Below are 26,555 nucleotides of genomic sequence, written 5' to 3'. Positions count from 1 at the left end.
AATGCCGGTGTGGCGGAATGGTAGACGCGGCGGACTCAAAATCCGCTTCTAGCGATAGAGTGTAGGTTCGAGTCCTATCACCGGTACCAAGTAGTAGTCCAAGGATGTCCAGCGGAGTCCAAGGAACCAAGGAAAACCCTCAGTTTTGAGGGTTTTTTTATGCCCGAATGATCCAGCCACGTCCAACGGGACCTACTGGAATCCGGGGGTATTTGGGGGTATATCTAGGGGTATAGGGGTCAAATCCCCCTACCTACGAAAGCGGGATACCCCCAGATGCCGACGATCACCGACGTTGCTCTGCGCAAGGCCAGGCCCCAGGACAAGCCCTACAAGATCGCTGCGGGCAAAGGCCTCTATCTACTCGTCAATCCTATCGGCTCGAAGCTTTGGCGCTGGAAGTATCGCTTCGCTGGCAGAGAGAAATTGCTCGCGCTCGGCCCCTACCCCACGGTATCTCTGCAGGACGCTCGCCAACGGTGCGAGGACGCGCGCCGGCTGCTGGTGTCGGGTCAGGACCCTGGAGAAGTACGGAAGTCAGAAAAGGCCGCGCGAGCTCAGGCGGAGGCCATAGCTTCAGAGACCTTCGAGCGCGTGGCACGTGACTGGATGGCGTGGCGCGAAGCCAAGGGCGACACGGCAGAGGCCACGGCAAATAAAGATCGCTGGCGCCTTGAGTCGTATCTATTCCCCTTTATCGGTCAACGCCCAATCGCTGAGATCACACCGCTCGAGCTACGAGACGTCTTGAAGCAAGCGGAGGAAGCAGGCAAGCGAGAGACCGCTAGCCGAGTGAAGATCAATGCCGGCCAGGTGTTCCGCTGGGCTGTTCTTGAGGGACGCACGCATAGCGACATCACCGCCAGTCTGCGCGGCCTGTTCACCACACCCAAGCCGACCCATCGAGCTGCCCTTACCGATCCCAAGCAGATCGGAGAGCTTCTGCGCGCGATTGATGGCTTCACGGGGCAGTTCGTAACCCTCGCGGCCCTCAAGCTGGCGCCACTCCTGTTCGTTCGCCCGGGCGAGCTGCGCAAGGCAGCCTGGTTAGAGTTCGATCTCGACGGCGCAATGTGGCGCATCCCAGCAGAGCGCATGAAGATGAAGGCAGCCCACCTCGTCCCCCTGTCGACGCAGGCAGTCAAAGTACTACGAGAACTGCATGGTCTGACGGGGCATGGCCACTATGTATTCCCAGGTGTCCGTAGTGCCAGCCGACCTATGTCGGAAAACACCATCAATGCCGCACTTCGTCGACTGGGATATGGCACAGACGAGATGACGGGCCACGGATTCCGAAGCATGGCCGCCACTAGGCTCAACGAAATGGACTGGAACGCCGATGCGATCGAACGCCAGCTCGCACATGCAGAGTCCAACAAGGTCCGCGAAGCCTACACGCACGCAGCGCAATATCTCGACGAGCGTAAGCGCATGATGCAATCCTGGGCAAACTATCTGGACGGTCTGCGTGCCGGCGCCAAGGTTTTACCGATCAAATTCAAGCGCGGTTGAGGGTCAAATAGCTCTAAGCACACTCACCTAACGCGCGGCGTGACCTCCTCTTCTGATGCAACTACCTACATCGAGCGGCGCCAAGTGGTGACTTACACCGTACTCTACCGGGGGCAACCCTATGCGGTTTGACGCACCTAGTACCTGGCGGTAGATGGGCTATAGCGACGGCGCATCAATGCCGACTGACTTATGGAGAACTATCTTGGCGGACACAGGACGCGTTGATGTTTGCTATCGCCCCCTGCGAATTGGCTGGGCGATTCACTCCGGTGACCGTGACGCTGTGAGGCGTGCGATCAGATACTCCCCGCTATGAGCTTGCCGGTGCGGCTAGCGATTTCTGCATTCCAGACTCCCAAAAAATTCCGAATGTGCCGTGGGCTCCTGACGAGGCTCCTGGCACTCCTAAGGGATTTGCATTTGCCGGTTGCGAGGGCCTGACTGGAGCAGAGGCGGATCAGTGTCCGTTCCCAGCCTCCATCAGCGGTGGCGTTGTCGAAGAGCGGTCGGCATTTCGCTCACAGAAGTGGGCCGACTTCGGTGCCAAATCGACACTAAAGTTAGGAACTCTTTCCCCTTCGGCTGCTAAGACCCAATCTGAGAGTAATGGCGTTCTCATAGTTCGTCGCGATAAGCGATGGGATGTATGGAGCCATACAGCCGATGGCAGTCAGAAGCAGGACGCGCCACGACTTGCAGATAGCGATGTTTTACAAGCTAGTTGCTTGGCAGAAAGCGATCCGCTGCCTGGCGACAAATCGTGGCCAGCGGGCCTGAAATGCCGCCGCGCGGTGCTCGCCAGCGACTACGCACTGGAGTATTCGTTCCGCTCGGAAAATATGTCGCCGGCTGCACTGGAACAATTGGACAAGAGAGTGATGTCCACGATCAATCACTGGCGCTGTGGCAGCAAGCGATAACCCGGCCAGTATTACGACATTGAAAGCGGCTTGACTGACAACGGGGCAAAACAGGGGTGGCGAATTCAATTCTGAAGTGCAGCGCCCCATACGGTGACGCGACCCAGGTGCGGTAGCCTGCGAAGCTTCACCGCCAAGTGGAACTGCACATGAGCTACACGCACCTGAGCCAGGACGAACGTTATCAGATTCAATGTCTGCATCGAGGTGGCTTTTCATCGCGCGAGATGGGGCGGCGGCTGGCACGCGATGCAAGCACGATCAGCCGCGAACTTCGGCGCCATGCGGGTGATCGCTACGAGGCCAGGTCGGCGCAACGGCAAAGCATGCAACGCCGTCATCAGGCGAGTGCCCGGCCCCGCATCCGCGCTGACCAATGGCCGATCGTGGAGGCCTCTCTGGCCGATGGCTGGAGTCCCGAGCAGATCGCCGGCCAGGGTGACATCGCGATCAGCCATGAGCGCATTTACCAACATATCGCCGATGATCGGCAGCGCGGCGGTACCCTGTGGACGCACCTGCGGCGTCGCAAGCGGCGACGGCATCGCTGCGGTACGCCACGACAACGCCAGCGCTTTGGCGGGCGCCGGATCAGCGAGCGCCCCGCCGTGGTCGATACACGCCAGCGCGTCGGAGACTGGGAGGGCGACACGATCGTTGGCAAAGGCCTAACCCGCATCGTCACGCTGGTGGAGCGAAAATCCGGCTTGCTTCGCCTGCGCCGCGTGGCCAGTGGCGAGGCCGAACCTACCCTGCGAGCGATCCTGCAGGCGCTGTACGCGCTGCGCCAGCGTGTGCACACCCTCACCTGGGACAACGGCAGCGAATTCGCCGAGCACGCGCTCATCGATATCGCGCTCGATGCAAAAAGCTACTTCGCTGACCCGTATTCGTCCTGGCAGCGTGGCACGAACGAAAACACCAACGGCTTGCTTCGCCAGTATCGGCGCTGCAAGCTGTATCGGGAAGCCCGCGATAGCAAATCGACACTATCCCAAGCAGCGCCACCGCCCATGTGTGGCGACTCGCGCCTTTGGCAAAGCACGCCCAAGGAAAAAAAGCGCTTCGGTGGCAGATCGCCGCATAGCACCCCCTTCGAGCGCCACTTGCAGCCATATCGCGCGAGGCGCCCGTCACACCCAGGCGCCCAGCAGCCTGCCGATGCGCTCATCTCACCGCTTGATGCAGGCCGCCGTTGCGATGATGTCGGAGCGGATGTTTTCCACCTTAGCTTTGGCGTTGTATTGGCCGACGATGCTGTTGGTGTGGGTTCTAAGCAGCTTTTGGCTAAAGGCGTGCTTGGCGGGCGTGATGAACACGTTGCCTTCGCTGTCGATTCTTACTACCTGGGCGCCCTCTTTCTCGATGATGCTGTACGCCACAGCCGCTACCCGGCCAGCGCCACGCCATAGGGAGCGGAAACGACAAACGGGTACGAAGAAGTCACGAGGCATGCGGGTCTCTGCGTAGTGGCAATTCGCCCTACCCTACGCCTGCGCATGTACCGTTTCTGTCAGCGACCCTGTAGTTGTGTGGAGCGGCAATGCCTCAAACTTCTCGCTCGTCCAGCCGCATCACAGTTCAGCAAATTTCAGATAACCCCTCTTGTGGATTTTATCGCGAGCGTATATGTGATCACGCCCTTCTTTTGCGCACAGCTCGCCTCGCTTGGGCGCCAGCCATTGCCCCCTGACGGCAAGCGGAGTGTTTGCGCGGTGCGCCTTGAAATCGGGTGGCAACGCTATTTCGTGGTGCTGCTTTGAGGCGGGCGGCCTGTTGAGAAAGGCTCATCCTCCAGCTCCAGTCGCGCCTGCAGCACCATCCAGTACAACGCCGTGGTGTCGAACGCGCGCGCAAACATGTTCGCCAGGTCCACCGTCATCGGCTTTCCATTCATCATCCAATCCTTTAACTGCGCGCTGGTGATGCCAATGCGCCGCGCCGTCTGCGCAAAGGTGAGGTCATCCGGCAGCATGTAATCGTGCAGCAGTACCTGCGCGGGTGAGCGCACGGCCAGCACACGGCTGACGTACATGCGCGGTGAGAGGGGAATCCGACTCATCACTGTCCTTCTATGTTGTGCGCGCACGCTCAAACGCGCCGGCGTTGACGCAGCGATAGGTGTAGGCAAAGCACCAAATCAAACGTAAGCAATCGCCAGGGTGCGGCACACCGGCAACACGCCCGGTGCGCCGCGGGGCGATCAACGGACGGGTCAGGTGCTGGCGGTGGGTGTTTGGCCCAACAAGCGTGCGTAGGTGTGCAGGTAATGCACGGCCGCCGATAAACCCGCAGATTCCAACGGGGTTAGGGGAAGCCGGCGTACTGGGCGGGAACCTCGGCGCGACGGGGCGAGGAAAGCCTCCTCGCTATCCATCAGCAGACCCAACAAGGCGTCTGCGGAGCGGGCAATACCGATCAGCGTTAACAACCGCTGCTCTGCGTCCCCAACCTCAGCTGGGGGAGCCAGCGTGTCGGCGGAGGTCGCGTGCGTAGCCTCTGGTGGGAAAGACGGGCGTGCGCGTGCCGTATGATCGTGGGTAGCCATGATCAACTTCCTGTTAGTTGGTGATGGTTAGCGGGTCGTGTGAGCGGCAACTCGCACGGCCCGCGCCTCGCGGCCCAAGGGCCACGGTTGCGCGCAGCGCGGATTCAGACACTCCACGCGCAACGAGAAGCAAAGTAGCAGAGCCCCGCGGCGGCCCTTGTAAGGCGAAAGCGCAGGCGCGCATGCGGACTTGGCGTGTGGGTGACGCGGCATCGGCTGTCAGCGCCATACGTCAATGCCTCTAGAGCCGCAGCGAACCCCATGCCAAGCGATGCCTGTGTTTAGCGCGTTTTTGCACTCAGGGCAGATTGCTCCTTCCCGCCACTGAAAGCGCGTTTGGCAAGCGCGTCTACACCGATGGGGTCGATAGCGACGAATGGCCACCCTGGAGCACAGGCTGATGGCTGACCGGCGAGCCGCTAGAGATTCCGCGCTTTTGATCGTCATCCTCAAGCCAAACCTGGAGTGCCGAGAAGAACGAGATCGCCTCTAGACAGGCGCTGATTTTGATCGTCATCCCGGCGAGCCCCGCAAAGGGGCAAGAGTTGGAGGCACCTTTCAACAGCCGAAGGGCTGGTCATCCAGTGTCTGCAAATGCATTGGGCGTAAGCGCACTGGATTCTTGCTCTTGCCCCTTTGTGGGGTTCGCAGGAATGACGCACCAAATGGCGTTCAATCACACCTTCCCTAGGGATGCTCTGATTTTGATCGTCATCCCAGCGAATGCTGGAAGCGCCTTTCAACAGCCGAAGGGCTGGTCATCCAGTGCCTATAAATCTTTGAACGTAAAGGCGCTGGATGACCAGCCCTTCGGCTGTTAGAAAGCACCTGCTGCTCTTGCCCCCTTCTTGGGGTCCGCAGGAATGACGAACAAAAAGTCGATTAATCAGAGTTTCCCTAGCGCAGAGAATCGGTTGGTTTCTTTGCGGCTGACAAGCGTACGTGCTTTACGGCCCTGCCCCGGCCCACCACCGTACGCTGCACTTTTACCAAGGCGAAGAGCGGCGTGGACACCAGCATTACCACCAAGGCCTGCCGATTGAGCTGAGCGGACTGCCCCAACACCACACCCACGCAATACGCGCAGGCGAGCAAGCCCACCATTACCAAACATTGTCGCTTGAATGGCGTTAGACCCAACGTGCGATTGAGGCGCCACATGGCCACTACCGAGTAGATATAAGGCAGCGCCATCAACACGACAGTGGCGCTGGTAATGGTGGCGAACTGGGTGGCGATATCCGGCGAGGTGGTAAGGGCGAGCAGCAAGGTCATCAGCACGCCGGTAATGATGAGGTTGCGCGCAGGCATGCCGTGCTCGTTGGTGAGCGCGAAGCTGCGAGTGAACATGCCGTCCTTCGCGGCGGCTTGGGCCGACTGCGCCACGATGAGTATCCAGCCGACCAGCGCGCCCGCCGCTTTGAGTATGGCCGCCAGCGAAATCACCACGGCCGCCCAGTTGCCCAACATGACGCGCGCGGCTTCGGCAAAGGGTGCGCCGGAGCCACGCAGTTGCGCGTTGGGTAGCAAACCCATCATGACGGTGCAGCACACGACGTAGATCACCGTGGAAACGATGAGGCCGATCACGGTGGCCAGCGGCACGTTGCGTTTGGGGTTGTCGATAACACCGGCGGAAACGGCCGCGCTTTCCACGCCGAGAAATGCCCATAGCGCGATGGAGGCGCTACGCGTAACGGCCGAGCCAAGGGGAAGCTCCTGCGGGTTCCAGCCGGCCATGAACACATCGGCACGAAACCAGTACCAACCCAGCAGACCCACAAAGGCAATCGGCAAGATGCCCGCCACGGTGCTCACCGTTGTAAAGTGCCCCACCACGTTCGCGCCGCGCGTGTTGAGCCAGATGAACAACCAGATGACGCTGGCCGTGCACGCATTGGCGAACCAAGGGCTTTTCAGCGCGGGAAAGAACACCGCCAGATAGCCCGTTACGGAAACAGCAATAGCGACGTTGCCGATAACATTGGCGCCCCAATAAAGAAAGTTGGTCTGGAAGGCGGCAAACGGCCCCAGGTGATCGCGCGCGTATGCGTACGGCCCGCCCGCTTGCGGCTCCACCATGCCAAGGTGCGCGAACACCAGCCCCAATGCACTCGCGCCGATAGCCGCCACGATCCACCCGAACAACGAGATGCTGCCAATGTTGGCGAGGCTGGAGGGCAGCAGGAACAAGCCCGTGCCAACCATGTTGGCCACGACGAGGGAGGACGCCCCGAGCAGGCCCATCTTCTTCACCGGCGTGGCGGACATGGTGTTTCCTTGTGTGGTATTGCGGCGGCACCTGCAAAACGCGCCGTTGTGGCTGCATAAGCGAGGGCACGCCCGCGCGGGCATTTACTCGCCGAATGGCAACGTGCGCCGCCATCACGCTCTGGTGAATTGGCGTGCATAGCTCGCCCGACATGGCTAGTGCTTGCCGTCGCCACGGCCATGTGGTCGCTTACGGGTTCAGGTCGTACCGCAAGGTGGTTTGCACACGCTGGCCTTGCCCGCGCATGTCGGTCAGCTCGATGTTCTGGCCCCACAAGTATTCAATGCCGAGCATGGCGCGCTGACTGAATTGCCACGCCAGGTTCAACGACGCGAACTTGGTGCTCTTGGGTAGCTCGTCACTGATCAGCATATTGGCCGAGGGGCTGATACGCAGGTAGCCATAGGCGGCGCTGGAGCTCAGCGATTCGCTCCACCCATGCGTGTAGCCCACGCCCCAGCCGCGCGCCCGAATGGCGCGCAGGTCGCCCTGCTTGGTAAAGGCGGCATCCAGGCCCAGCCCGGAAATGTCCTGCAGGAAATTGGCAAAGCCATGGCCGTTGCTGTACCAACCTTGCACGCTGTCGTATTTGAACAACTTGGCGCTGCCGGTGAGCTGGGTGGCGAACGCGTTGGTGCGCTGGGTTTTGCCGGTGGTGGCATCCTCCATGCCCAGGTCGCGATAGAGGTTGGACCACTGCACGTGCCAGTTCGGCGTTTCCCAGCGCAAGCCCCAGGTGAAATCGGCCAGGCGCGAGTACGGCGTGTAGTTGCCGATGGCGGTGATGTCGGCATTGGGCTTTTCCATCGACATCGGCATGGTGAGCGTGTTGTCGCCCCACTTGTGCAACACCGGCACAAAGCGCAATTGCGGCCCGTATTTGAAGTTGAAGGAATTGGGGCCTTCGTAATCGAGCGTGTTGGGGAACACGTCGATATCGGTGAAAGCGGAAATGTTGTAGCCCACCAGCAGGCTGTACCACTCGTTCTGCAATTCGCCGTAGAAGAACTGCAGGTTGTACGGCATGTCGCCGGTGCCGCTGCCGAAGAAGTTGTTCTTGTAGACCACCTTGAGCAGGCCGTAATCCGTATCGCGGCGGAAATCCATGCGGAAGATGCTCTGCCGCGCGCTCAGGTTGGTGTTCCAGCCCGAACCGTAAAACGGTTGCCCGCGCACCGGAATGGAGGAAGGCACGAACAGGTCTTTGGAACCCATGTGCGTGTTGTCGATCATGGTGTCCAACTGGGCGACCAGATCCAGCTTGAGCAGGTTGCCCGTGTCGCCCAGGCGCACGTAACCCTCGGGCAGCGGCTCGCTCACACCGGCGGGCGCCGAGGGCGGGCGATACGGTGGCGGCGTGCTGTCGTTCGACGTGGCGGTAGCGGCCACCAAGGGCGTAGGCGATGCCGGCGCCGTGGGTACGCTGGGTGGCGGCGACGCCACGGCCCGGGACTGCGCGGCCTCCTTGGCTTCCAACTCGTCCAGGCGCTTTTGCATCTTTTCCATGACCGCTTGCTGCGCTTGCATCTGCTGGCGCATTTGGGCGACTTGGGCTTTGAGGTCGCTGTTGGTGTCGGTGCTTTGCGCGAAGGTGGTGGGCGTCGCGAGGGCCGCCCCGCACGCAACCAACAAATGGGGCAGCCCCTTCTTGATCAATCGGCGCGATGCATCGACGGTGCGCAATTGCCGCATGAAGACACTCCTGTCTTGAGTTTCCACAGGTGGGGCCCCTGCAACCCACCCAGCCGCGCTGGATTCCGCGAGGCTGCACAGAGATGGATCGCGCATGGGCGCAACCATCCTGAGAACGCATGGGAACCATGCAGCCACGACGAATACGCAGGCTGCGCACACCCAACGTTGCGCGATTAAAGCCGAGAAATTGTGGAACGCCCGTGAACTAAGGCATGCGCGCACTAGGTGGTTTGCGGTGATAGCGCGAGCTGCGTGTGCAGCGCGATAAACCAGGGCGTTGAGCTAGCCCACGGCGACGATAGAGGCGGTTGTACCAACCTGCCGCTGACACGCAGAAGTTTTCAACCTGTCGGCCATTGAACGCGAAGCTGCGAGGTCGCTAATGCGGTTGATCGCTTGGGCTTGGAATAATTTGCCCCGATGACCTAAGGGAAGGTCTGATTAAGCGACATTTTGTTCGTCATTCCCGCGAACCTCAAAAAGGGAAGCGAGAGCAGGAATCTTATGCCTTTACGTTCCAGCACTTACAAACGTCGATTGACCAGCCCTTCGGCTGTTGAAAGGCGCCTCCAGCGCTTGCCCGGTTTTCGAGGTTCGCTGGGATGACGATCAAAGTCGGAGCACCCTTAGGGCGTCACGCAAGCCATCGCCTCGACTCGCTGGCTGCCAGCGAGCCTCTACATAAGTCGACGCGTGCGGGCACCGCTAAGCGGAGTACCCGTTACGGATCAAGCAACGACGCCGGCCTTAGTTTCAGACGTCCCCTGCGCGCGCTCAGCTGCTTCCGCATACCGCAAGATTTCGCAAGCCAGGTTGCGCATCTCGTCCGCCGAGGCATGCAGGGATAAGTGCAGCCCTGCCTGCAACCCCGCGGCGAAGTTGAGAAAGACTGAAGCGCGATTTCCTGCCATTGCGGTCATTGACACCGACATGGACCCAATCTTGAGCCCCAAGGGGGTGGACATAACGGTGCGCGCCCCTCCAGGTCCAATTGCATCAATGGGCGACACCTTAGACTCAAAATCCGTCAGTGCATTCATATCCAATCGTTCCTGCAGCACAACCGCTCCCCCTGTCCCTGACAGCTCGGCACTCCGGCCGAATGTGATGGCTACCTCACATTATATGTCACGACATGGTTGCTGTGAATGCTTCCTGAACAATTTGACGAAAATACTTCCGAATACTGCCAGTCATACGTCAGTCGAACATTCATTATTACGTAGGCTTTCGCGACCTGACCCTGACTTCCCCGTCGCGCTCACTACCGGACACAACAAAGGCCGGGCTGACGATTGCCTTGGCCCGCCTTCCATAGTCACGGCCGCACCGGATCGCGCTTTGCCAGATTGCCGAATCTACGACAGCGACGCATCAGGCGTACCTTCACCCCTGAAGCAAGATTGATATGAGCGACAGCTGCGCGAAGACTGAATGCGCTTGCCATTCCAAGGACGCCAAGTGAGAGACATGCGTCGAGCAACTGACCGCATGAGGACCTTAAGTCAACTCACATGCGGCGAAGGGGACTTTCAAAAAAAACTGTGAATAACAACCGCTACAAAGATGGTGCCCCCGATACGATTCGAACGTACGACCTTCCCCTTAGGAGGGGGACGCTCTATCCAACTGAGCTACGGGGGCAACCCCTGAATTCTGGCATGGATCGCCCGACAGTGCGATCCGGGCCCAGGGCCGCCTGCTAGAATGGCCGTTTTCATCCCGGCGCCCTTCCCCGCGCCCCGGTCCAGGAGTTGGCATGTCCCACGAAATCCTCACCGCACTCGGTCTCGGTAACACGCATTCGGGCACGTACCTGGGTCATGGCGAGTGGTCCAAGACCACCGACGCCGGCACCCTGCAGCCGGTCAACCCGGCCACCAACGAGGTGATTGCCTCGGTGCATGCCTCCAGCGCGGCGGACTACGAGATCATCGTCAAGCGCGCGCAGGAAGCCTTCAAGGTGTGGCGCACCACGCCGGCACCGCGTCGTGGCGAGGCCATTCGCCTGTGCGGCGAAGCGCTGCGCAAGCACAAGGACGCCCTGGGTTCGCTGGTGGCGCTGGAGATGGGCAAGATCAAGCCCGAGGGTGACGGCGAAGTACAGGAGATGATCGACATCGCCGACTTCGCGGTGGGCCAGAGCCGCATGCTCTATGGCTACACCATGCACTCGGAGCGCTCCGGCCACCGCATGTATGAGCAGTACCAGCCGCTGGGCCTGGTGGGCATCATCAGTGCGTTCAACTTCCCGGTGGCGGTGTGGGCGTGGAATGCGTTCCTGGCGGCCATCTGCGGCGATATCTGCATCTGGAAGCCCTCGCCGAAGACCCCGCTCTCGGCCATTGCCAGCATGAAGATCTGCAACGAGGCGCTGAAGGAAGCCGGTTTCCCGGACATCTTCTTCCTGTTCAACGATGCGGGCGTGGAGCTGTCGCAGAAGTTCGTCGACGATCACCGCATTCCGCTGATCAGCTTTACCGGCTCCACCAAGGTGGGTCGCCATGTGGGTGAGCGCGTGGCCAAGCGCATGGGTCGCTCGCTGCTGGAGCTGGGCGGCAACAACGCGATCATCCTGGACGAAAGCGCGGACCTTAAGCTGGCGATCCCGGCCATTGTGTTCGGCGCCGTCGGCACGGCCGGCCAGCGCTGCACCACCACGCGCCGCCTGTTCGTGCACGAGTCGCTGGTGACCGAGGTGACCGACAAGCTGGTCGCCGCCTATAAGCAGGTGGAAGGCAAGATCGGCGACCCGACGCTCGCCACCACGCTGATGGGCCCGCTCAACAGCAAGGAAGCCGTGCAGGCTTACCTCACCGCGGTGGAAAACGCCAAGGCGGCCGGCGGCAACGTGCGCACTGGCGGCGCCGCGCTCAGCGATCGCCCGGGCAATTTTGTGCTGCCGACCATCGTGACCGGCCTCAAGAACAGCGACGAGGTGGTGCAGACGGAAACCTTTGCGCCGATTCTCTACGTGATGCCGTTCAAGACGCTGGACGAGGCCATCGATCTGCAGAACAGCGTGCCGCAGGGCCTGTCCTCCGCCATCTTCACGCAGAACCTCAAGTCGGCCGAGCAGTTCCTCTCGGCGGCAGGTTCCGATTGCGGCATCGCCAACGTGAACATCGGCACCTCCGGCGCCGAGATCGGTGGTGCGTTCGGCGGCGAGAAGGAAACCGGCGGCGGTCGTGAGTCGGGTTCGGATGCATGGAAGGTCTACATGCGCCGCCAGACCAACACCATCAACTACTCCAACTCGTTGCCGCTGGCCCAGGGCATCAAGTTCGACCTGTAAGACCCTCCCACGACCGGCGCACCTGCGCCGGTCGTGCTTTCCGCCCCCACTTTGCGCAGGACGTGCATTGCCATGAGCTACCAGCCAGCGACCCGCACCACCAACGCACTGGCCATCGTGAGCCTGGTGTTCGGCATGTTGTCGTGGTGCATGCTGCCGCTGGTGGGCGCCCTGGTGGCCATTGTGTGCGGGCACCTGGCACGCGGTGAAATTCGCCGGGCCCCGCCGGGTTCGGTGGAAGGCGATGCACTGGCCGTGGTCGGTTTGGTGCTTGGCTACATGCAATTGGCGTGCATTGCGCTGGCGTTCCTGTTCGTTATCGCCGTGATGATGTTCGGGCTGGGCCTGGGCGCGCATTTTCTTCACTGGCAGTAACCATGACCGAGTCGCGGAACCCGACGCACGCACGCCCCACTCCCTTCGACTTTCGCGGCTATCGCGTGGTGGTGGCCGGTGGCAGCAAGGGCATCGGCCGCAGCATCGCACTGGGTTTCGCCGAGGCGGGGGCTGCCGTGTCGGTATGCGCGCGCGGCGCGGATGCATTGAACGAGGTACGCCACGCCATCGCCGCGCATGGCGTTACCGCGCACACGCAGCGCTGCGACCTGGGCGATGGTGAATCCATCGCCGCGTATATCCGCGAGGCGGCGGAGGTGCTGGACGGCATCGACGTGCTGGTGAACAACGCCAGCGGCTACGGCTTTGCCGATGACGACGAAGGCTGGGAGGCTGGGTTTCGCGTGGACCTGATGGCCGCCGTGCGCGCCTCGCGCCACGCGCTGCCCTACCTCAAGGTGTCGGCGCACGGCTGCATCCTGCATACCTCGTCCATCGCCGCGTTTCACCCGGGTGTGCGCGGGCCGGCGTATGCGGCGGTGAAGGCGGCACTGAACCAGTACACCACCTCGCAGGCGCTTACCCTGGCCGAACATCGCATCCGCGTGAATGCCATTGCGCCGGGCTCCATCGAGTTTGACGATGGCCTGTGGGATCGCCGCAAAACCGAAGCGCCGGAGCTTTACCAGCGCACGCTCGCCAAGATCCCGTTCGGCCGCTTCGGCAAGCCGGAGGACATCGCCCACGCGGCACTGTTTCTTGCTTCGCCCTATGCTCAATGGATCACCGGCCAGACCTTGTGCGTGGACGGCGGCCAGCTGCTGACGGGGTAAACCGCATGAGCGACCTCAAACCCACCGAGCGTTTCAGCGACCGCGTCGCCGACTACGTGCGCTATCGGCCGGACTACCCGGTCGCCATGCGCGAGTGGCTGGAGCGCGCGTACGGCGTGAACCCGCATGGCTGGGTGGCCGACATCGGCGCCGGCACGGGCATTTCCAGCAAGCTCTTTCTGGACGGCGGCTATCGCGTGATCGCGGTGGAGCCAAACGAGCCGATGCGCCACGCGGCCGAGCAGTGGCTGGGCGACAACCCACGGTTTCGCGTTATCGACGGCCAGGCCACCGCCACCGGGCTGGACGAGCGCAGTGTGGACCTGGTGCTGGTGGCGCAGGCGTTCCACTGGTTCGACCAGGCCGCCGCACGTCGCGAGTTTCAGCGCATTCTTTCGCCCAACGGGCTGGTCGCGGTGGTGTGGAACGCGCGCCGCCTGGTGGGCACGCCCTTCCTCGAGGGTTACGAGGCGCTGCTGCAAACCTATGGCACCGACTACACCAGCGTGGCCGAGCGTTATGGCGACGAGCCGCGCATGCGCGCCTGGTTCGGTGCTGGCTACCTGGGCATGGGTCGCTTCGATCATGGCCAGTGGCTGGATTTCGACGGCGTACGCGGGCGCCTGCTTTCCTCTTCTTACGCGCCGCGCCAGGGGCATCCCTCGCATGAGCCGATGCTGCATGCGCTGCGCGAACTGTTCGATCGCTGCCAGGTGAACGGCCGCGTGAGTTTCGATTACGACACTGTCATCTACGTGGGCAAGGTGCCCTGACTATGTACGACCTTATTCGCCCTCTTCTTTTTGCGCTGGATGCGGAAACCGCCCACCGTGTCAGTCTGTACGGGCTGGACGTGGCCAAGCGCAGCAACTTCATCCACCTGATTGCCAAGCCGCCGGCCGAGTTGCCGACCGAGGCGTTTGGCATTCGCTTTCCCAACCCCGTAGGTTTGGCCGCCGGCCTGGACAAGAATGCCGACCACCTGGACGCACTCGGCGCACTGGGCTTCGGGTTCGTGGAGGTGGGCACGACCACGCCGCGCCCCCAGCCGGGCAACGACAAGCCGCGCATGTTCCGACTGCCGCGCCACGAGGCGGTGATCAATCGCCTGGGCTTCAACAATGCCGGCGTGGATGCGCTGGTGCGCAACGTGCAGCAATCGAGCTATCGCGGTGTGCTCGGCATCAACATCGGCAAAAACAAGGACACCCCCAACGAAAAGGCGGTGGACGATTACCTGTTCTGCCTGGAGCGCGTGTACGCGCTGGCCAGCTACATCACGGTGAACATCTCCTCGCCCAACACCCAGGGCCTGCGCGACCTGCAGGAAGAGGAAACATTGCGCCGCTTTATCGACACCCTGCGTGAGGCGCAGGAGCGCCTGGGCTCGCAAACCGGCACCCGCAAGCCGATGCTGCTCAAGATCGCCCCCGACTTGAGCGAGACCGAGCTGGACGCCATTGCCGACGTGCTGCTCGCCGCCAAGGTGGATGGCGTGATCTGCACCAACACCACCATCGACCATTCGTCGGTGGCCAGCGACCCGCACGGCAACGAAGTGGGCGGGCTCTCGGGCAAACCGTTGTTTGCCCGCTCCACCGCAGTGCTGCGCGGCATGCGCCAGCGCGTGGGCGATCGCCTGGGCATCGTGGGCGTGGGCGGCATTCTCGATGGCAGCGATGCCGCGGAGAAGATGCAGGCCGGCGCCTCGCTGGTGCAGATCTATTCGGGCATGGTCTATCGCGGCCCGGCACTGATTGGCGAATGCGTGGATGAAATCCGCCGCCAGCGCGAGGGCAACCACGGTGGCTGAGCGCGTGGATATGGGCGGTTACACGCTGATCGAAAACGCCTCGCTGGCCCAGCGCAATACGCTGCGCGTCAACGCCAAGGCCAAATTGCTGGCCTTGGTGCATGACGCCTCCAAGCTGACGGAGCTGCTGAACTTTCCCGCGGTGCGCCAGAGCAAGCTGCTGGTGCTGGGCGAAGGCAGCAACATGCTGTTCACCGGTGATTTCCAAGGCACCGTGCTGGCCATGGCCACGCGCGGCGTGCAGGTGGAACAGGATGGCGAGGTGGCCCGCATTGCGGTGGCCGCGGGCGAGCGCTGGGACGATTTTGTGCGCTGGACGCTGGGCCAGGGTTTTGCGGGTTTGGAAAACCTCATTCTTATTCCCGGCACGGTGGGCGCTGCGCCCATCCAGAACATCGGCGCCTACGGCACCGAAGTGGCCGAGTTCATCGAAAGCGTGGAGGCGTGGGATACCAAGGAGCAACGCGTGGCGACGCTCGATCGCGCAGCCTGCGCCTTCGCCTATCGCGACTCGGTGTTCAAGCATGAGCCGGGGCGCTACATCGTCACCGCCGTGCGCTTTGCCCTGCCCCGTTCGCGTGCATTACGCCTGGACTACGCCGGCATCCGCGAGGAGCTGGCGCGCATGGGTGTGGCCAAGCCCGCGCCCTTCCACGTGGCCGAGGCCGTGGTGCACCTGCGCACCCGCAAGCTGCCGGACCCGGCGGTGATCGGCAACGCCGGCAGCTTCTTCAAGAACCCCATTGTGGACGCCGCCACCGGCGAAGCGCTCAAGCGCGCGCACCCGGAGCTGGTGAGCTGGGTGGGCGCCGACGGACGCTGGAAGCTGTCCGCGGCCTGGTTGATCGAAGCCAGCGGCCTCAAGGGCGCCCGCGAAGGCGACGCCGGCATTTCCAACCGCCACGCCCTGGTGCTGGTGAACCACGGCCAGGCCACCGGCGAGCAGCTGTGGACGTTTGCGCAGCACGTGATCACCACCGTGCAGGCCACCTTTGGCGTGCGCCTGGAGCCGGAGCCGGTGGTGGTGTGACCTTGCATGGCCTGGCGAATGCGCGGATACCGCGGCTTTCGCCAGGCGCCTGCAAGCATGCTGGATGACCAACCCTTCGGCGGTTGAAAAGCGCCTCCGGCTTTCGTAGGGGCGACGAACCTGAAAGACGCGGTGGTCACTTCCTCGGCCACCGCGACATCCCCTCACCGTCGTCCCCTCACCGTCGTCCCTGCGAACGCAGGAGGCGCTTTTCAACAGCCGGAGGGCTGGTCACCCAGTGACGTTCGCTCTACGCTCGAACCGCGCTTCCTCCGCAACCGCTAGCTTTGCGCCACCAAGCCACCCTCAAGCCGCCTTGCGCTCCAAGTTCGGCAGGAACGCCGTGATAATGCCCAGCAGCGGCAGATAGGCGCACAGCCCGTACACGTACTCGATGCCGCGTGCATCGGCGATGTGGCCCAGCACGGCCGCGCCGATGCCGCCCATGCCGAAGGCGAAGCCGAAGAACAGGCCCGAGACCATGCCCACGCGGCCCGGAATCAGCTCCTGCGCATAGACCAGGATGGCCGAGAACGCCGAGGCCAGGATCAGGCCGATGATCACCGTGAGCACGCCGGTCCAGAACAGGTTGGCGTGCGGCAACAGCAAGGTGAAGGGCGCCACGCCGAGGATCGATACCCAGATCACCCACTTGCGGCCAATGCGGTCGCCGATGGGGCCGCCGATGAGCGAGCCTGCCGCCACGGCAAACAGGAACACAAACAGGTGCGTCTGCGCGTTGGGCACCGACACGTTGAACTTGTGCATCAGGTAGAACGTGTAATAGCTGCTGATGCTGGCCAGGTAGAAATACTTGGAGAAGATCAGCAAGCCCAGGATGAGGATGGACCACGCCACCTTGCCGCGCGACAGCGGCACCAGCGAGGCGTGGCGCGCCTTGGCCTTGCCGCGCACCGCATGATGATCGCGATACCAGCGACTCACCTGCAGCAGCACCACGATGGCCAGCAACGCCGCCAGCGAAAACCAGGCCACGCTGCCGCGACCGTGCGGCACGATGACCCACGCGGCCAGCAGCGGCCCCAGCGAGGAACCCGCATTGCCGCCCACCTGGAACAGCGATTGCGCCAGGCCGTGACGGCCACCGGAGGCCATGCGTGCCACGCGCGAGGATTCGGGGTGGAACACCGACGAGCCAGTGCCCACCAACGCAGCAGCCACCAGCAGCATGGCAAAGTTCGGCGCGGTGGCGAGCAGCAGCAGGCCACACAGGGTGAAGCCCATGCCCACCGGCAGCGAGTACGGCATGGGTTTCTTGTCGGTGATCATGCCCACCGCCGGCTGCAGCAGGGAGGCGGTGATCTGGTAGGTCAGCGTGATGGTGCCGATCTGGGCGAAGCTGAGGTCGAAGCCGCTCTTGAGGATCGGGTAGATCGCCAGAATCAGCGACTGGATCATGTCGTTCAGCAGGTGCGAGAAGCTGATGGCGCCGATGATCCTGAATTCGGTGTCGTGCTTGGCCGGCGCGGCGCTGGCCGGCACGGGTACGTCTTGAACGCGCGTCTGCATGGGGATCGGGGGACTCGTGGCTGGTGACATGGCGTCGCGGCTTGCTGCGCCAGGTGCGTCACCTTAAAGTGGCGGCGTGCGGCCCGCATGTGTTAACGGGTCAATTTTCATCGAATTTGGGCCATCCTGTGCGAAACACCCGCGCCGACGCCTACGAAAACACCCCACGCGATGTCATCGCCACGGGCAACGACTATCCGCCCTACTACGTGCTGCCGGCCCATTCGCATCGTCGTGGACAGCTTTTGTACGCCTCCACCGGCGTGCTCACCACCATCACTAGCGAAGGGAGCTGGGTGGTACCGCCGCGCCGGGCTCTGTGGATTCCGCCGGGGGTTTCCCATGAGGTGCACATGGGTGGCCCGGTCTCTACCCGCAGTGCTTATGTAAAAGCCGAGACGGCCGTCGCCGTCGGCCTGCCGGCCCACTGCCAGGTGATGGCGGTGTCGCCGCTACTGCACGAGCTGTTGCATGAGGCGGTGGATTTGCCCGTCGAGTACGACCTCGACGGGCGCGACGGCCACGTCATGGCCCTGCTACTGGATGAAATACGGCGCATGCCCACCCTGCCGCTCAGCGCGCCGCTACCGAGCGAAAAGCGCCTGGCGGCGCTATGCCGCGACTTGCTCCTGCACCCCTCGCAGGAGGTAAAGATCGACGACATGGCCCAACGCGCAGGCATGAGCCGCCGACATTTCACGCGCACCTTTCGCGAAGAAACCGGCATGAGCTTCAGCGCCTGGCGCCAACAGGCCTGTCTGCTGGCCGCGCTCACGCGCCTGGCGCATGGCCAGTCCATCACCCAAGTAGCGGTGGATCTGGGCTATGGCAACCCCAGCGCGTTCACGGCCGCGTTTCGCCGCGTGCTGGGGGCGCCGCCCACGCGTTATCTGGCTACGCCGTCGGAGTGAAGGAGGCATCACGATCCGCTAACACTGCGGGCGGCAATGTCACGGAGATGTCAGACACGCGGGGCAATATGTCTGTCGCGTGACAGTGCGAGAGTCGTGCTGCACTGCCATGGCCCGGTCTTGATCGGCGCCGTACTATGGAATTTGGCGGCCCAGCGCGAACACGCGCGCCGCACTTACAACGGTGAGCCGATGAGTAACGATGTGGTTCGTCCCAGTGCAATGGCCGACGCGGAGCTTGGCCAAACCAGCCGCAAGCCGTCCGCCCCCGCGGTGCCCCCGCCGGCCACGCCGACGCCCCCGGACCTGAGCGACCCCAGCCTGTATATCCATCGCGAACTGTCGCAATTGCAGTTCAACATTCGCGTGCTGGACCAGGCGCTGGACGAAAGCAAGCCGATTCTGGAGCGGCTCAAGTTCTTGCTGATTTTCTCCAGCAACATGGACGAGTTCTTCGAGATCCGCGTGGCGGGCCTCAAGAGCCAGATCGCCTTCGACCATGAAATCGTCGGCTCCGATGGCATCGCCCCGCGCAGGGCGTTGGCCGAAATCAGCGAGATCACGCACAAGCAGATCGAGCGCCAATACAGCATCCTCAACGACCGCATACTGCCCGAGCTGGCGCGCAACGGCATTCGCATCGTGCGCCGCAACGAGTGGTCGGCCAAGCAAAAGCAGTGGGTGCGTCGCTATTTCCGCCATGAAGTGGCGCCCCTGGTGACGCCCATCGGCTTGGACCCGACGCATCCGTTTCCGCTGCTGGTGAACAAGAGCCTCAACTTTATCGTGCAGTTGGAGGGCACCGATGCGTTCGGCCGCGACTCCGGCCTGGCTATCGTGCCAGCGCCGCGCGTGCTGCCGCGCCTGATCCGCCTGCCGGATGAGGTGAGCGAAGGTGGCGAGAACTTTGTGTTGCTCTCCTCCATCATCCACGCGCACGCCGAGGAGTTGTTTCCCGGCATGTCGGTGCGCGGTTGCTACCAGTTCCGCCTGACCCGCAACGCCGACCTCACCATCGACCCCGAAGACGTGGAAGACCTCGCCCGCGCACTGCGCGGCGAACTCTACTCGCGCCGCTTCGGCGATGCGGTGCGCCTGGAGGTGGCCGACAACTGCCCGCCCGAGCTCACCGATTACCTGCTGCGCCAGTTCGGCCTAACCGCTGCCGAAATGTACGAAGTGAATGGCCCGGTGAACCTGGCTCGCCTGTTCGGCCTGATCACCAAGACCCTGCGGCCCGAGTTGCAATACCCCTCGTTCACGCCATCCATTCCCAAGTCGCTGAAGAAAGCCGAGGACCTGTTCCAGGTGATCGGCCGTCAGGACGTACTGCTGCTGCACCCGTACGAATCCTTCGCGCCCGTGGTGGATCTGCTGCACCAGGCCGCCAAAGATCCGAGCGTGTTGGCGATCAAGCAAACGCTGTATCGCAGCGGTGCCAACTCCGAGATCGTCGACGCACTGGTGGACGCCGCGCGCGCAGGCAAGGAAGTCACCGTGGTGATCGAGCTGCGCGCACGCTTCGATGAAGAATCCAACCTCTCTCTCGCCTCGCGCCTGCAATTGGCCGGTGCCATGGTGATCTACGGCGTGGTGGGCGTGAAAACGCACGCCAAGCTCATGCTCATCCAGCGTCGCGAGGGCGACGAACTGGTGCGGTACGCACACCTCGGCACCGGCAACTACCACACCGGCAACGCACGCCTGTACACCGACTACAGCCTGCTCACCTCCGACCAGGCACTGTGCGAAGACGTGCACAAACTGTTCAGCCAGCTCACCGGCATGGGCAAGCTGCTGCAGATGAAGAAGCTGCTGCACGCACCGTTTACGCTCAAGAAGACCTTGCTCGAACTGATCGCACGCGAAACCGCGCACGCCGCGGCGGGCCGGCCGGCGCAGATCATCATCAAGGTCAACGCGGTGACCGATGCCAAGGTGATCCGCGCCCTATACAAGGCCAGCATCGCGGGCGTGAAGATCGACCTGATCGTGCGCGGCATGTGCTGCCTGCGCCCGGGCGTGCCCGGTGTGTCGCACAACATTCGCGTGCGCTCCATCGTGGGCCGCTTCCTGGAACACAGTCGCGTGTACTGGTTCCTCAACAACGGCGAGGAGCAGTTCTACCTGGCAAGCGCCGACCTGATGGAACGCAACCTGGATCGCCGTGTGGAAACCGGCTTCCCGGTGGAAGGCAAGAAGCTGCAGGCGCGCCTCAAGAAGGAACTGGAGCTGTATCTTTCCGACAATGCCAGTGCCTGGCTACTGCAGCCCGATGGCCGCTATGTGCGCGCCAAGGCCAGCAGCAACCAGCCCGTGCGCAATGTGCAGGTGCAGTTGCTGGAGAAGCTCTGCGGCTCCGGCGCGGCCACCGACGCTTGATGCAAGCGTCGGACATGCCGGCGCGCAGCCGGCATGTCCGCGCACGCGCTCACTTGTGCGCGTGCCGCTTTACCCAAGCCACGTAGCGATCCACGAAGCCCTGCAAGAACTTCTGGGTGCCTTCGTTGCCAATGTGGCCCTCTGCATCGAATAGGCCCTCCTTGTTCTGGATGAACACCTCCGGTTGCCCCAGCGTGGGGATATCCAAGTAGGCCATGACATTGCGCAGGTGCTGCTGCGCCAGCGCCGTACCGGTGGCGCCCACGGAAACGCCGATCACCGCACCCGGCTTGCCGGCGAAGGAATTGGTGCCCCAGGGCCGCGAGGCGATATCGATGGCGTTCTTGAGCACGCCGGGGATGGAGCGGTTGTACTCGGGCGTGACGAACAACAGCGCGTCCGCCGCCTCGATCTGCTTTTTCAGCGCCTGGCAGTCGGCGGGGTAAGCACCATCGAAATCCTGGCTGTACAGGGGCAAATGGTCGATGCGCACGTGGTCGAACTGGAAATCCGCCGGGGCCAGCCGCTCCACGGCGCGCGCCAGGTGGCGGTTGAAGGAATCCTTGCGCAGGCTGCCGACCAAGACGGCGACGTTGATCTTGCTCATGCTCGAACTACTCCGTTGAAGGGGAATGGTTACAGGTCCGCCGAGCATGGCAGGCGGGGCGGTTAACCCCTCGTGAGCGTTCGGGCATTGGCTCTATGCCTTTTCTATGCCTTCTGGGGTAAAGCCATCCCGCCGTCCGCAGCCCAACATGTCGGGCTGCGGGGAGCGGCTTGTCCGATTCCAGCCGGCCAGAGCGGGAGGCTTGACACCGGCATGACGGAAACGGGCATCGAAATACGCATTCCCTGGTAGGAGAGGCGCATCGGCATAGGGGGCCGCCAGTGGAGAGGCAGGGACGTAAGACAGCGCGAGAAGGCTTGTGGCGCGTGCTCGGCACGCTCGCCCTGCTGCTTTGCGCCTTGCCCCTGCATGCCCACACCGCCCTGCAGGGCGCCGCCCGCGAAGTGCTACCCGGCGACACACCGCAGAATGTGCTCGATGATTACCGCCATGGCGGCTGGCTGACCTTCGATCCGGCCCTGCTGCAACGGTTCACCACGAAAGGCCAAGGTACGTGGGTGGTGCTCCAACCACAGTCGCCCCTGACCGACGAGCAACGCGTGCTCTCCATCTACCCGCCACCATCGGGCGCGGTCACGCTGTTCTTTGCCAATGGCCGCACGGTGACCCAGTCGCTGGACGACTTTGTCAGCGCCGCGCATGGCAACGGCCGGCTGGCCTATCGCCTCGGCGAAGAGGTGCCGGCATCCGCCCCCATCCTGCTCAAGTTTCAGCCCGCGCCCGGACGTGCCACGCCCGTGAGTTTTCGCCTGCAGGCATGGAACGAATATCTGCAACAAGATGCCCACTGGCTGGCCTTCGCCAGCGCCTGCCTGGCAGTCATGCTGGCCATGGCCCTGATGGCCCTGTGCCTCGCCATCATGCTGCGCGACACCCTTTTCGCCTGGTACGCCGGTTACATCCTCTGTTACGCGCTGATCCAGGGGCTGCAGACGGGGTACCTGTTCCACCCCCTGGAGCAGACCTGGCTGACGGGCTCGGCGCCGATGCTTTCCGCCTGCTCGATCGCGTTGTCGCTGGCGTTCGCCGCCATGTTCGTCGCTCGCTTCTGCGAATTGCCCCGCTACGTGCCCATGCTGCATACGCCGGCCCAGGTGCTGGCCGTAGGCATGCCATTGATCGCCCTGCTGCGCAGCGGCCCGGTGCCGGTGCTGCAGGACATGGCGCAGGTGCTGATCGGGCCGATGCTGGTCATCGGCACATTGCTGTTGTTCGTCGCCGCCGTGATCGCCGCCGCGCGCGGTGCGCGGCCGGCATGGTTCTTCCTCGCCGGCTGGACCCCGCTGCTCGCGCTCATGGCCTTGTTCAATCGCCAGGCCAATGGCAGCCTGGCCGATATGCCCTGGCTCAGCGACGCCTGCCTGGCGGCTGGCGCGTTTGAGGCCATCGTGCTTTCGCTGGGCCTGGCCGACCGCGCGCTGAGCATGCGCCACGACCGCAACCTGGTGCAGGAGCTGGCCGATACCGATGCCCTCACCAACGTGCTCAACCGCCGTGCGTGGAGCGAGTGCGTGGCCAAAGTGCTCTCGGCCGGCGCCATGCAGCCGGTCGCGCTGCTGTTCCTGGATCTGGACCACTTCAAGACGCTCAACGACCGCCACGGCCACGCCGCCGGCGACCGCGCACTGATTGCCGTGGCCGATGCCCTGCGCCACGAACTGCGTCCGCATGACCTGCTGGGCCGCTACGGCGGCGAAGAATTCGTCGCCATGCTCTACGGCGTGGAGCAAGCGCAGGCCGTGCAGGTGGCCACGCGCCTGTGCCGTCGCGTACACCGCCTGGAAATTCCCGTGAACAACGACGGCCTGGTGCTCACGGTGAGCATCGGCGTGGCCATGCGCCTGCCCGACGATAGCGTGGACACCCTGGTCGAACGCTCCGACCACGCCATGTACCGCGCCAAGCTTGCCGGCCGCAATCGCGCAAGGCTAGAGGAAAGCCTGGAAACGGTCACGCGGTCATCCTGGCCCCGCGCGGTGGACAGCGTGCGGCGCCGTTGAAGCCGCCACTCGGATTTTCTACAAGACAACGTCAACCGCCTGGCTAAGCTGGAGCCACCCTCACTCTCGGAGCGGCCACCATGAGCCCCGCCACTGGCAGTACCGTTATCCCCGGCATGCGCTACCGCAACGCCCACGCCGCCATCGAGTGGCTGTGCAAAGCCTTCGGGTTCACCGCTCACGCCGTCTACGACGATGATCAAGGCGGCGTGGCCCATGCCCAACTCACACACGGCACCGGCATGGTGATGCTCGGCTCGGTGCGCGACGACGCCCATGGCAAGCACCTGGCGCAACCGGACGAAACCGGGGGGCGCAGCACGCAGAGTGTCTATGTGGTGGTGAAGGATTGCCGCGCGCATTACGAGCAGGCGAAAGCGGCAGGGGCGGTGATCGAGGATGAGTATTCGGAGAAGGAATATGGGGGTGCGGGGTATAGCTGCCGCGATCTGGAAGGGCATGTGTGGTCGTTTGGGAGTTATGACCCGTGGGCGTGAGGGTGTCTGTCGCGCCGTTGGCTCGTTCGCGATGTTCAGTGGGGCGTGGGCGCGACTGAGGTGTGCTTGGCGGCGTTCGCTGAAGCGACGCTGTAAGGGCGCGTGAGGTGGATCAACCGACCTTCCACCAGAACCACCAATGCACCCAACCGCAACACCCGAGATCAGCCCCACGCCACCTCGCCCCATAGGCAAAAAGTCATGGTGGGCGCTTTGTGACAGCTCGCTTAAAGTCGACAGCACCTCGCGTTATCGCTTACCCACCCACCAGTCGCCCACCTGGCGCCTGACCCGCCCGGAGCACCCATGCGCATCCGCCTCACTTTGCTCGCCGCTGCCACGCTCATCGCCCTCTCCGCCGGTTTCGCACACGCGCAAACCGCACCGCTAACACCCGATGTCCCCAAGACCGAGTTCACACCGACCACGACGGCCAACGATTACGTCAAGCGCGAAGTGATGATCCCCATGCGCGACGGCGTAAAGCTGCACACGGTGATCGTGATACCCAAGGGGGCCAAACATGCGCCCATCCTGCTCACGCGTACGCCCTACAACGCGAGCGGCCGCGCGGCGCGTTTCGAATCGCCGCACATGGACGCCACGCTGCCGCAAGGTGACGAGGTGTTCGTCAAGGGCGGCTATATCCGCGTGTTCCAGGACGTGCGCGGCAAGTACGGCTCGGAAGGCGACTACGTGATGACGCGCCCGCTGCGCGGGCCGCTCAACAGCAGCGAAGTGGATCACGCCACCGATGCCTACGACACCATCGACTGGCTGGTGAAGAACCTGCCCGAGTCCAACGGCAAGGTCGGCATGCTCGGCTCCTCGTACGAGGGCTTCACCGTGGTGATGGCGCTGATCCATCCGCACCCCGCGCTCAAGGTCGCCGCGCCGGAAAGCCCGATGGTGGATGGCTGGATGGGCGACGACTGGTTCCACTACGGCGCCTACCGCCAGACCAACTTCGACTACATCTACGGCCAGACCGCGCAGAAGGGCAAGGGCGGTGGCGTGCCGCGCGCGGGCTATGACGATTACAGCAATTTCCTCAACGCAGGCTCGGCCGGCGACTATGCGCGCGCCAACGGCTTCGAGCAGTTGCCCTTCTGGCGCAAGCTGGAGGAACACCCAGCCTACGATGCGTTCTGGCAGAATCAGGCGCTGGACAAGATCATGGCCGAGCAGCCGCTCAGCGTGCCGACCATGTGGCTGCAAGGTCTGTGGGACCAGGAAGACATGTGGGGCGCCATCCACAGCTACGCGGCGACCGAGCCCAAGGACAAGGGCAACGACAAGAACTTCCTGGTGATGGGCCCGTGGCGGCACAGCCAGGTGAACTACGACGGCCGCTCGCTGGGCCCGTTGCAGTGGGATGGCGACACCGCGCTGCAGTTCCGCCGCGACGTGCTCAAGCCGTTCTTCGACCAGTACCTGGTGGATGGCGCGCCCAAGGCGAACACGCCGCCGGTGCTGATCTACAACACCGGCGAGAACCGCTGGGATCGCTACAAGTCCTGGCCGCTGAGCTGCGACAAGGGCTGCGCGCACCAGCCCAAGGCGCTCTACCTGGGCAGCAACGGCAGCCTCTCGTTCAAGGCACCGGCGGCGGATGCGCCCAAGTTCGATGAGTATGTGTCCGACCCCGCCAAGCCGGTGCCCTACCAGCCGCGCCCGGTGCATTTCGCCGACCACGACGCGTGGACGCGCTGGCTGGTGAACGACCAGCGTTTCGCGGATGGACGTCCAGACGTGCTCACCTACGTGAGCGAGCCGCTCACCGCGCCGGTGCACATCGGCGGCGCCCCGCAGGTAAACCTGTATGCCTCCACCAGCGGCAGCGACAGCGACTGGGTGGTGAAGCTGATCGACGTGTACCCCGACACCGTGCCGTCCAACCCGGAGATGGGCGGCTATGAACTGGCCGTGTCGCTGGACATCTTCCGCGGCCGCTACCGCACCAGCTTCGAGCACCCCGCCGCCATCACGCCCAACCAGCCGCTGCTCTACAGCTTTGGCCTGCCCACCACCAACCACGTGTTCCAGCCGGGCCACCGCATCATGGTGCAGGTGCAGTCCAGCCTGTTCCCGCTGTACGACCGCAACCCGCAGACCTTTGTGCCGAACATCTTCAACGCCAAGCCAGCGGATTACCAAAAGGCTACCCAGCGCGTGTGGCACGCCCCGGGCACGGCCAGCTCCATCAGCCTGCCGGTCGTACCCAACGGCTGATCCCGCAAGCCAGCGCACGCAAACCCAAGGGCCGGCCGCCAAGCCGGCCCTTTTTGCTGCGGCAAAGCGCCCGCATGGCAGCCACTTGCGATGAATTATACAGACGATTAATTTG

Annotated in this window: 21 protein-coding genes and 2 tRNA genes; 15 read left to right on the top strand and 8 right to left on the bottom strand. The window is 63.2% G+C overall.

What is annotated here, in order from left to right; translation table 11 throughout:
- Window positions 1–3 precede the first annotated feature (3 nt).
- The 4 genes from AC3G2C_RS02720 (at window position 4) to AC3G2C_RS02705 (ending at window position 3,850) form a co-directional block, all read left to right on the top strand.
- Window positions 4–89, top strand: a tRNA-Leu gene (locus AC3G2C_RS02720).
- Window positions 90–276: 187 nt separating this feature from the next.
- Window positions 277–1,515: a tyrosine-type recombinase/integrase gene (locus tag AC3G2C_RS02715; RefSeq protein WP_488383057.1), complete on the top strand. Its 1,239-nt coding sequence runs from the start codon at window positions 277–279 to the stop codon at window positions 1,513–1,515.
- Between the two features lie 728 nt (window positions 1,516–2,243).
- On the top strand, window positions 2,244–2,438 hold the full coding sequence (locus AC3G2C_RS02710; protein WP_488383056.1) for a hypothetical protein: 195 nt from the start codon (window positions 2,244–2,246) through the stop codon (window positions 2,436–2,438).
- Between the two features lie 149 nt (window positions 2,439–2,587).
- Window positions 2,588–3,850, top strand: a complete 1,263-nt coding sequence (locus AC3G2C_RS02705; protein WP_488383055.1) for an IS30 family transposase — start codon at window positions 2,588–2,590, stop codon at window positions 3,848–3,850.
- A gap of 329 nt (window positions 3,851–4,179) precedes the next feature.
- Here AC3G2C_RS02705 and AC3G2C_RS02700 read toward each other — a convergent pair whose 3' ends face one another.
- The 6 genes from AC3G2C_RS02700 to AC3G2C_RS02675 form a co-directional block, all read right to left on the bottom strand.
- On the bottom strand, window positions 4,180–4,500 hold the full coding sequence (locus tag AC3G2C_RS02700; RefSeq protein ID WP_488383054.1) for a helix-turn-helix transcriptional regulator: 321 nt from the start codon (window positions 4,498–4,500) through the stop codon (window positions 4,180–4,182).
- Window positions 4,501–4,653: 153 nt separating this feature from the next.
- Window positions 4,654–4,986: a hypothetical protein gene (locus AC3G2C_RS02695; RefSeq protein WP_488383053.1), complete on the bottom strand. Its 333-nt coding sequence runs from the start codon at window positions 4,984–4,986 to the stop codon at window positions 4,654–4,656.
- 897 nt (window positions 4,987–5,883) lie between these two features.
- Complete coding sequence (locus AC3G2C_RS02690) at window positions 5,884–7,257, bottom strand: amino acid permease (protein WP_488383052.1); 1,374 nt, start codon at window positions 7,255–7,257, stop codon at window positions 5,884–5,886.
- A 190-nt stretch (window positions 7,258–7,447) separates the two neighbouring features.
- Complete coding sequence (locus tag AC3G2C_RS02685) at window positions 7,448–8,950, bottom strand: DcaP family trimeric outer membrane transporter (protein ID WP_488383051.1); 1,503 nt, start codon at window positions 8,948–8,950, stop codon at window positions 7,448–7,450.
- Window positions 8,951–9,681: 731 nt separating this feature from the next.
- Window positions 9,682–9,993, bottom strand: a complete 312-nt coding sequence (locus tag AC3G2C_RS02680) for a hypothetical protein (RefSeq protein ID WP_488383050.1) — start codon at window positions 9,991–9,993, stop codon at window positions 9,682–9,684.
- A 527-nt stretch (window positions 9,994–10,520) separates the two neighbouring features.
- Window positions 10,521–10,597: transfer RNA gene (locus AC3G2C_RS02675), tRNA-Arg, on the bottom strand.
- A gap of 115 nt (window positions 10,598–10,712) precedes the next feature.
- On the opposite strand from AC3G2C_RS02675, the gene amaB reads away from it, so the two are divergent.
- The 6 genes from amaB (at window position 10,713) to murB (ending at window position 16,260) form a co-directional block, all read left to right on the top strand.
- Window positions 10,713–12,248: an L-piperidine-6-carboxylate dehydrogenase gene (gene amaB, locus AC3G2C_RS02670; RefSeq protein ID WP_488383049.1), complete on the top strand. Its 1,536-nt coding sequence runs from the start codon at window positions 10,713–10,715 to the stop codon at window positions 12,246–12,248.
- A gap of 72 nt (window positions 12,249–12,320) precedes the next feature.
- Entirely contained in the window at window positions 12,321–12,623 is a 303-nt protein-coding gene (locus AC3G2C_RS02665; RefSeq protein WP_488383048.1) for a DUF4190 domain-containing protein, read from the top strand.
- Window positions 12,624–12,625: 2 nt separating this feature from the next.
- Window positions 12,626–13,417, top strand: coding sequence for an SDR family NAD(P)-dependent oxidoreductase (locus AC3G2C_RS02660; RefSeq protein WP_488383047.1), 792 nt, complete (start codon window positions 12,626–12,628; stop codon window positions 13,415–13,417).
- A gap of 5 nt (window positions 13,418–13,422) precedes the next feature.
- The gene (locus AC3G2C_RS02655; RefSeq protein WP_488383046.1) at window positions 13,423–14,190 is read left to right on the top strand and encodes a class I SAM-dependent methyltransferase; all 768 of its coding nucleotides are present in this window, start codon (window positions 13,423–13,425) and stop codon (window positions 14,188–14,190) included.
- Window positions 14,191–14,192: 2 nt separating this feature from the next.
- Window positions 14,193–15,230: a quinone-dependent dihydroorotate dehydrogenase gene (locus AC3G2C_RS02650; RefSeq protein ID WP_488383045.1), complete on the top strand. Its 1,038-nt coding sequence runs from the start codon at window positions 14,193–14,195 to the stop codon at window positions 15,228–15,230.
- A 10-nt stretch (window positions 15,231–15,240) separates the two neighbouring features.
- Window positions 15,241–16,260, top strand: coding sequence for a UDP-N-acetylmuramate dehydrogenase (gene murB, locus AC3G2C_RS02645; protein ID WP_488383220.1), 1,020 nt, complete (start codon window positions 15,241–15,243; stop codon window positions 16,258–16,260).
- Window positions 16,261–16,566: 306 nt separating this feature from the next.
- Here the strand turns inward: murB and AC3G2C_RS02640 are convergent, their stop codons facing one another.
- Window positions 16,567–17,790, bottom strand: a complete 1,224-nt coding sequence (locus AC3G2C_RS02640) for an MFS transporter (RefSeq protein WP_488383044.1) — start codon at window positions 17,788–17,790, stop codon at window positions 16,567–16,569.
- Between the two features lie 128 nt (window positions 17,791–17,918).
- Here AC3G2C_RS02640 and AC3G2C_RS02635 point away from each other — a divergent pair, with 128 nt between their 5' ends.
- Both AC3G2C_RS02635 and ppk1 read left to right on the top strand, forming a co-directional pair.
- Window positions 17,919–18,701: an AraC family transcriptional regulator gene (locus AC3G2C_RS02635; protein WP_488383043.1), complete on the top strand. Its 783-nt coding sequence runs from the start codon at window positions 17,919–17,921 to the stop codon at window positions 18,699–18,701.
- A 192-nt stretch (window positions 18,702–18,893) separates the two neighbouring features.
- Window positions 18,894–21,083, top strand: coding sequence for a polyphosphate kinase 1 (ppk1, locus tag AC3G2C_RS02630; protein WP_488383042.1), 2,190 nt, complete (start codon window positions 18,894–18,896; stop codon window positions 21,081–21,083).
- Between the two features lie 49 nt (window positions 21,084–21,132).
- Here ppk1 and AC3G2C_RS02625 read toward each other — a convergent pair whose 3' ends face one another.
- A complete protein-coding gene (locus AC3G2C_RS02625; RefSeq protein ID WP_488383041.1) occupies window positions 21,133–21,690 on the bottom strand; it encodes an NADPH-dependent FMN reductase in 558 nt (185 codons plus the stop codon).
- A gap of 326 nt (window positions 21,691–22,016) precedes the next feature.
- Between AC3G2C_RS02625 and AC3G2C_RS02620 the strand changes: the two genes are divergently transcribed.
- The 3 genes from AC3G2C_RS02620 (at window position 22,017) to AC3G2C_RS02610 (ending at window position 26,440) form a co-directional block, all read left to right on the top strand.
- Window positions 22,017–23,711: a sensor domain-containing diguanylate cyclase gene (locus AC3G2C_RS02620; protein WP_488383219.1), complete on the top strand. Its 1,695-nt coding sequence runs from the start codon at window positions 22,017–22,019 to the stop codon at window positions 23,709–23,711.
- Window positions 23,712–23,791: 80 nt separating this feature from the next.
- Complete coding sequence (locus AC3G2C_RS02615; protein WP_488383040.1) at window positions 23,792–24,208, top strand: VOC family protein; 417 nt, start codon at window positions 23,792–23,794, stop codon at window positions 24,206–24,208.
- Window positions 24,209–24,514: 306 nt separating this feature from the next.
- A complete protein-coding gene (locus tag AC3G2C_RS02610; protein ID WP_488383039.1) occupies window positions 24,515–26,440 on the top strand; it encodes a CocE/NonD family hydrolase in 1,926 nt (641 codons plus the stop codon).
- Window positions 26,441–26,555: the final 115 nt, after the last annotated feature.

The sequence above is a fragment of the Frateuria sp. sgz306004 genome, assembly GCF_057750885.1.
This window is presented reverse-complemented; position numbering and strand designations above follow the sequence as displayed.

What these genes read in the sequence shown, in the direction of transcription:
- AC3G2C_RS02665 (WP_488383048.1), top strand. Translation starts at nt 12,321, where the DNA reads ATGAGCTACCAGCCAGCGACCCGCACCACCAACGCACTGGCCATCGTG.
- AC3G2C_RS02685 (WP_488383051.1), bottom strand. Translation starts at nt 8,950, where the DNA reads ATGCGGCAATTGCGCACCGTCGATGCATCGCGCCGATTGATCAAGAAG.
- AC3G2C_RS02610 (WP_488383039.1), top strand. Translation starts at nt 24,515, where the DNA reads ATGCGCATCCGCCTCACTTTGCTCGCCGCTGCCACGCTCATCGCCCTC.
- AC3G2C_RS02690 (WP_488383052.1), bottom strand. Translation starts at nt 7,257, where the DNA reads ATGTCCGCCACGCCGGTGAAGAAGATGGGCCTGCTCGGGGCGTCCTCC.
- AC3G2C_RS02625 (WP_488383041.1), bottom strand. Translation starts at nt 21,690, where the DNA reads ATGAGCAAGATCAACGTCGCCGTCTTGGTCGGCAGCCTGCGCAAGGAT.
- AC3G2C_RS02705 (WP_488383055.1), top strand. Translation starts at nt 2,588, where the DNA reads ATGAGCTACACGCACCTGAGCCAGGACGAACGTTATCAGATTCAATGT.
- AC3G2C_RS02695 (WP_488383053.1), bottom strand. Translation starts at nt 4,986, where the DNA reads ATGGCTACCCACGATCATACGGCACGCGCACGCCCGTCTTTCCCACCA.
- AC3G2C_RS02715 (WP_488383057.1), top strand. Translation starts at nt 277, where the DNA reads ATGCCGACGATCACCGACGTTGCTCTGCGCAAGGCCAGGCCCCAGGAC.
- AC3G2C_RS02660 (WP_488383047.1), top strand. Translation starts at nt 12,626, where the DNA reads ATGACCGAGTCGCGGAACCCGACGCACGCACGCCCCACTCCCTTCGAC.
- AC3G2C_RS02700 (WP_488383054.1), bottom strand. Translation starts at nt 4,500, where the DNA reads ATGAGTCGGATTCCCCTCTCACCGCGCATGTACGTCAGCCGTGTGCTG.
- murB (WP_488383220.1), top strand. Translation starts at nt 15,241, where the DNA reads ATGGGCGGTTACACGCTGATCGAAAACGCCTCGCTGGCCCAGCGCAAT.
- AC3G2C_RS02680 (WP_488383050.1), bottom strand. Translation starts at nt 9,993, where the DNA reads ATGAATGCACTGACGGATTTTGAGTCTAAGGTGTCGCCCATTGATGCA.
- ppk1 (WP_488383042.1), top strand. Translation starts at nt 18,894, where the DNA reads ATGAGTAACGATGTGGTTCGTCCCAGTGCAATGGCCGACGCGGAGCTT.
- amaB (WP_488383049.1), top strand. Translation starts at nt 10,713, where the DNA reads ATGTCCCACGAAATCCTCACCGCACTCGGTCTCGGTAACACGCATTCG.
- AC3G2C_RS02615 (WP_488383040.1), top strand. Translation starts at nt 23,792, where the DNA reads ATGAGCCCCGCCACTGGCAGTACCGTTATCCCCGGCATGCGCTACCGC.
- AC3G2C_RS02655 (WP_488383046.1), top strand. Translation starts at nt 13,423, where the DNA reads ATGAGCGACCTCAAACCCACCGAGCGTTTCAGCGACCGCGTCGCCGAC.
- AC3G2C_RS02640 (WP_488383044.1), bottom strand. Translation starts at nt 17,790, where the DNA reads ATGCAGACGCGCGTTCAAGACGTACCCGTGCCGGCCAGCGCCGCGCCG.
- AC3G2C_RS02650 (WP_488383045.1), top strand. Translation starts at nt 14,193, where the DNA reads ATGTACGACCTTATTCGCCCTCTTCTTTTTGCGCTGGATGCGGAAACC.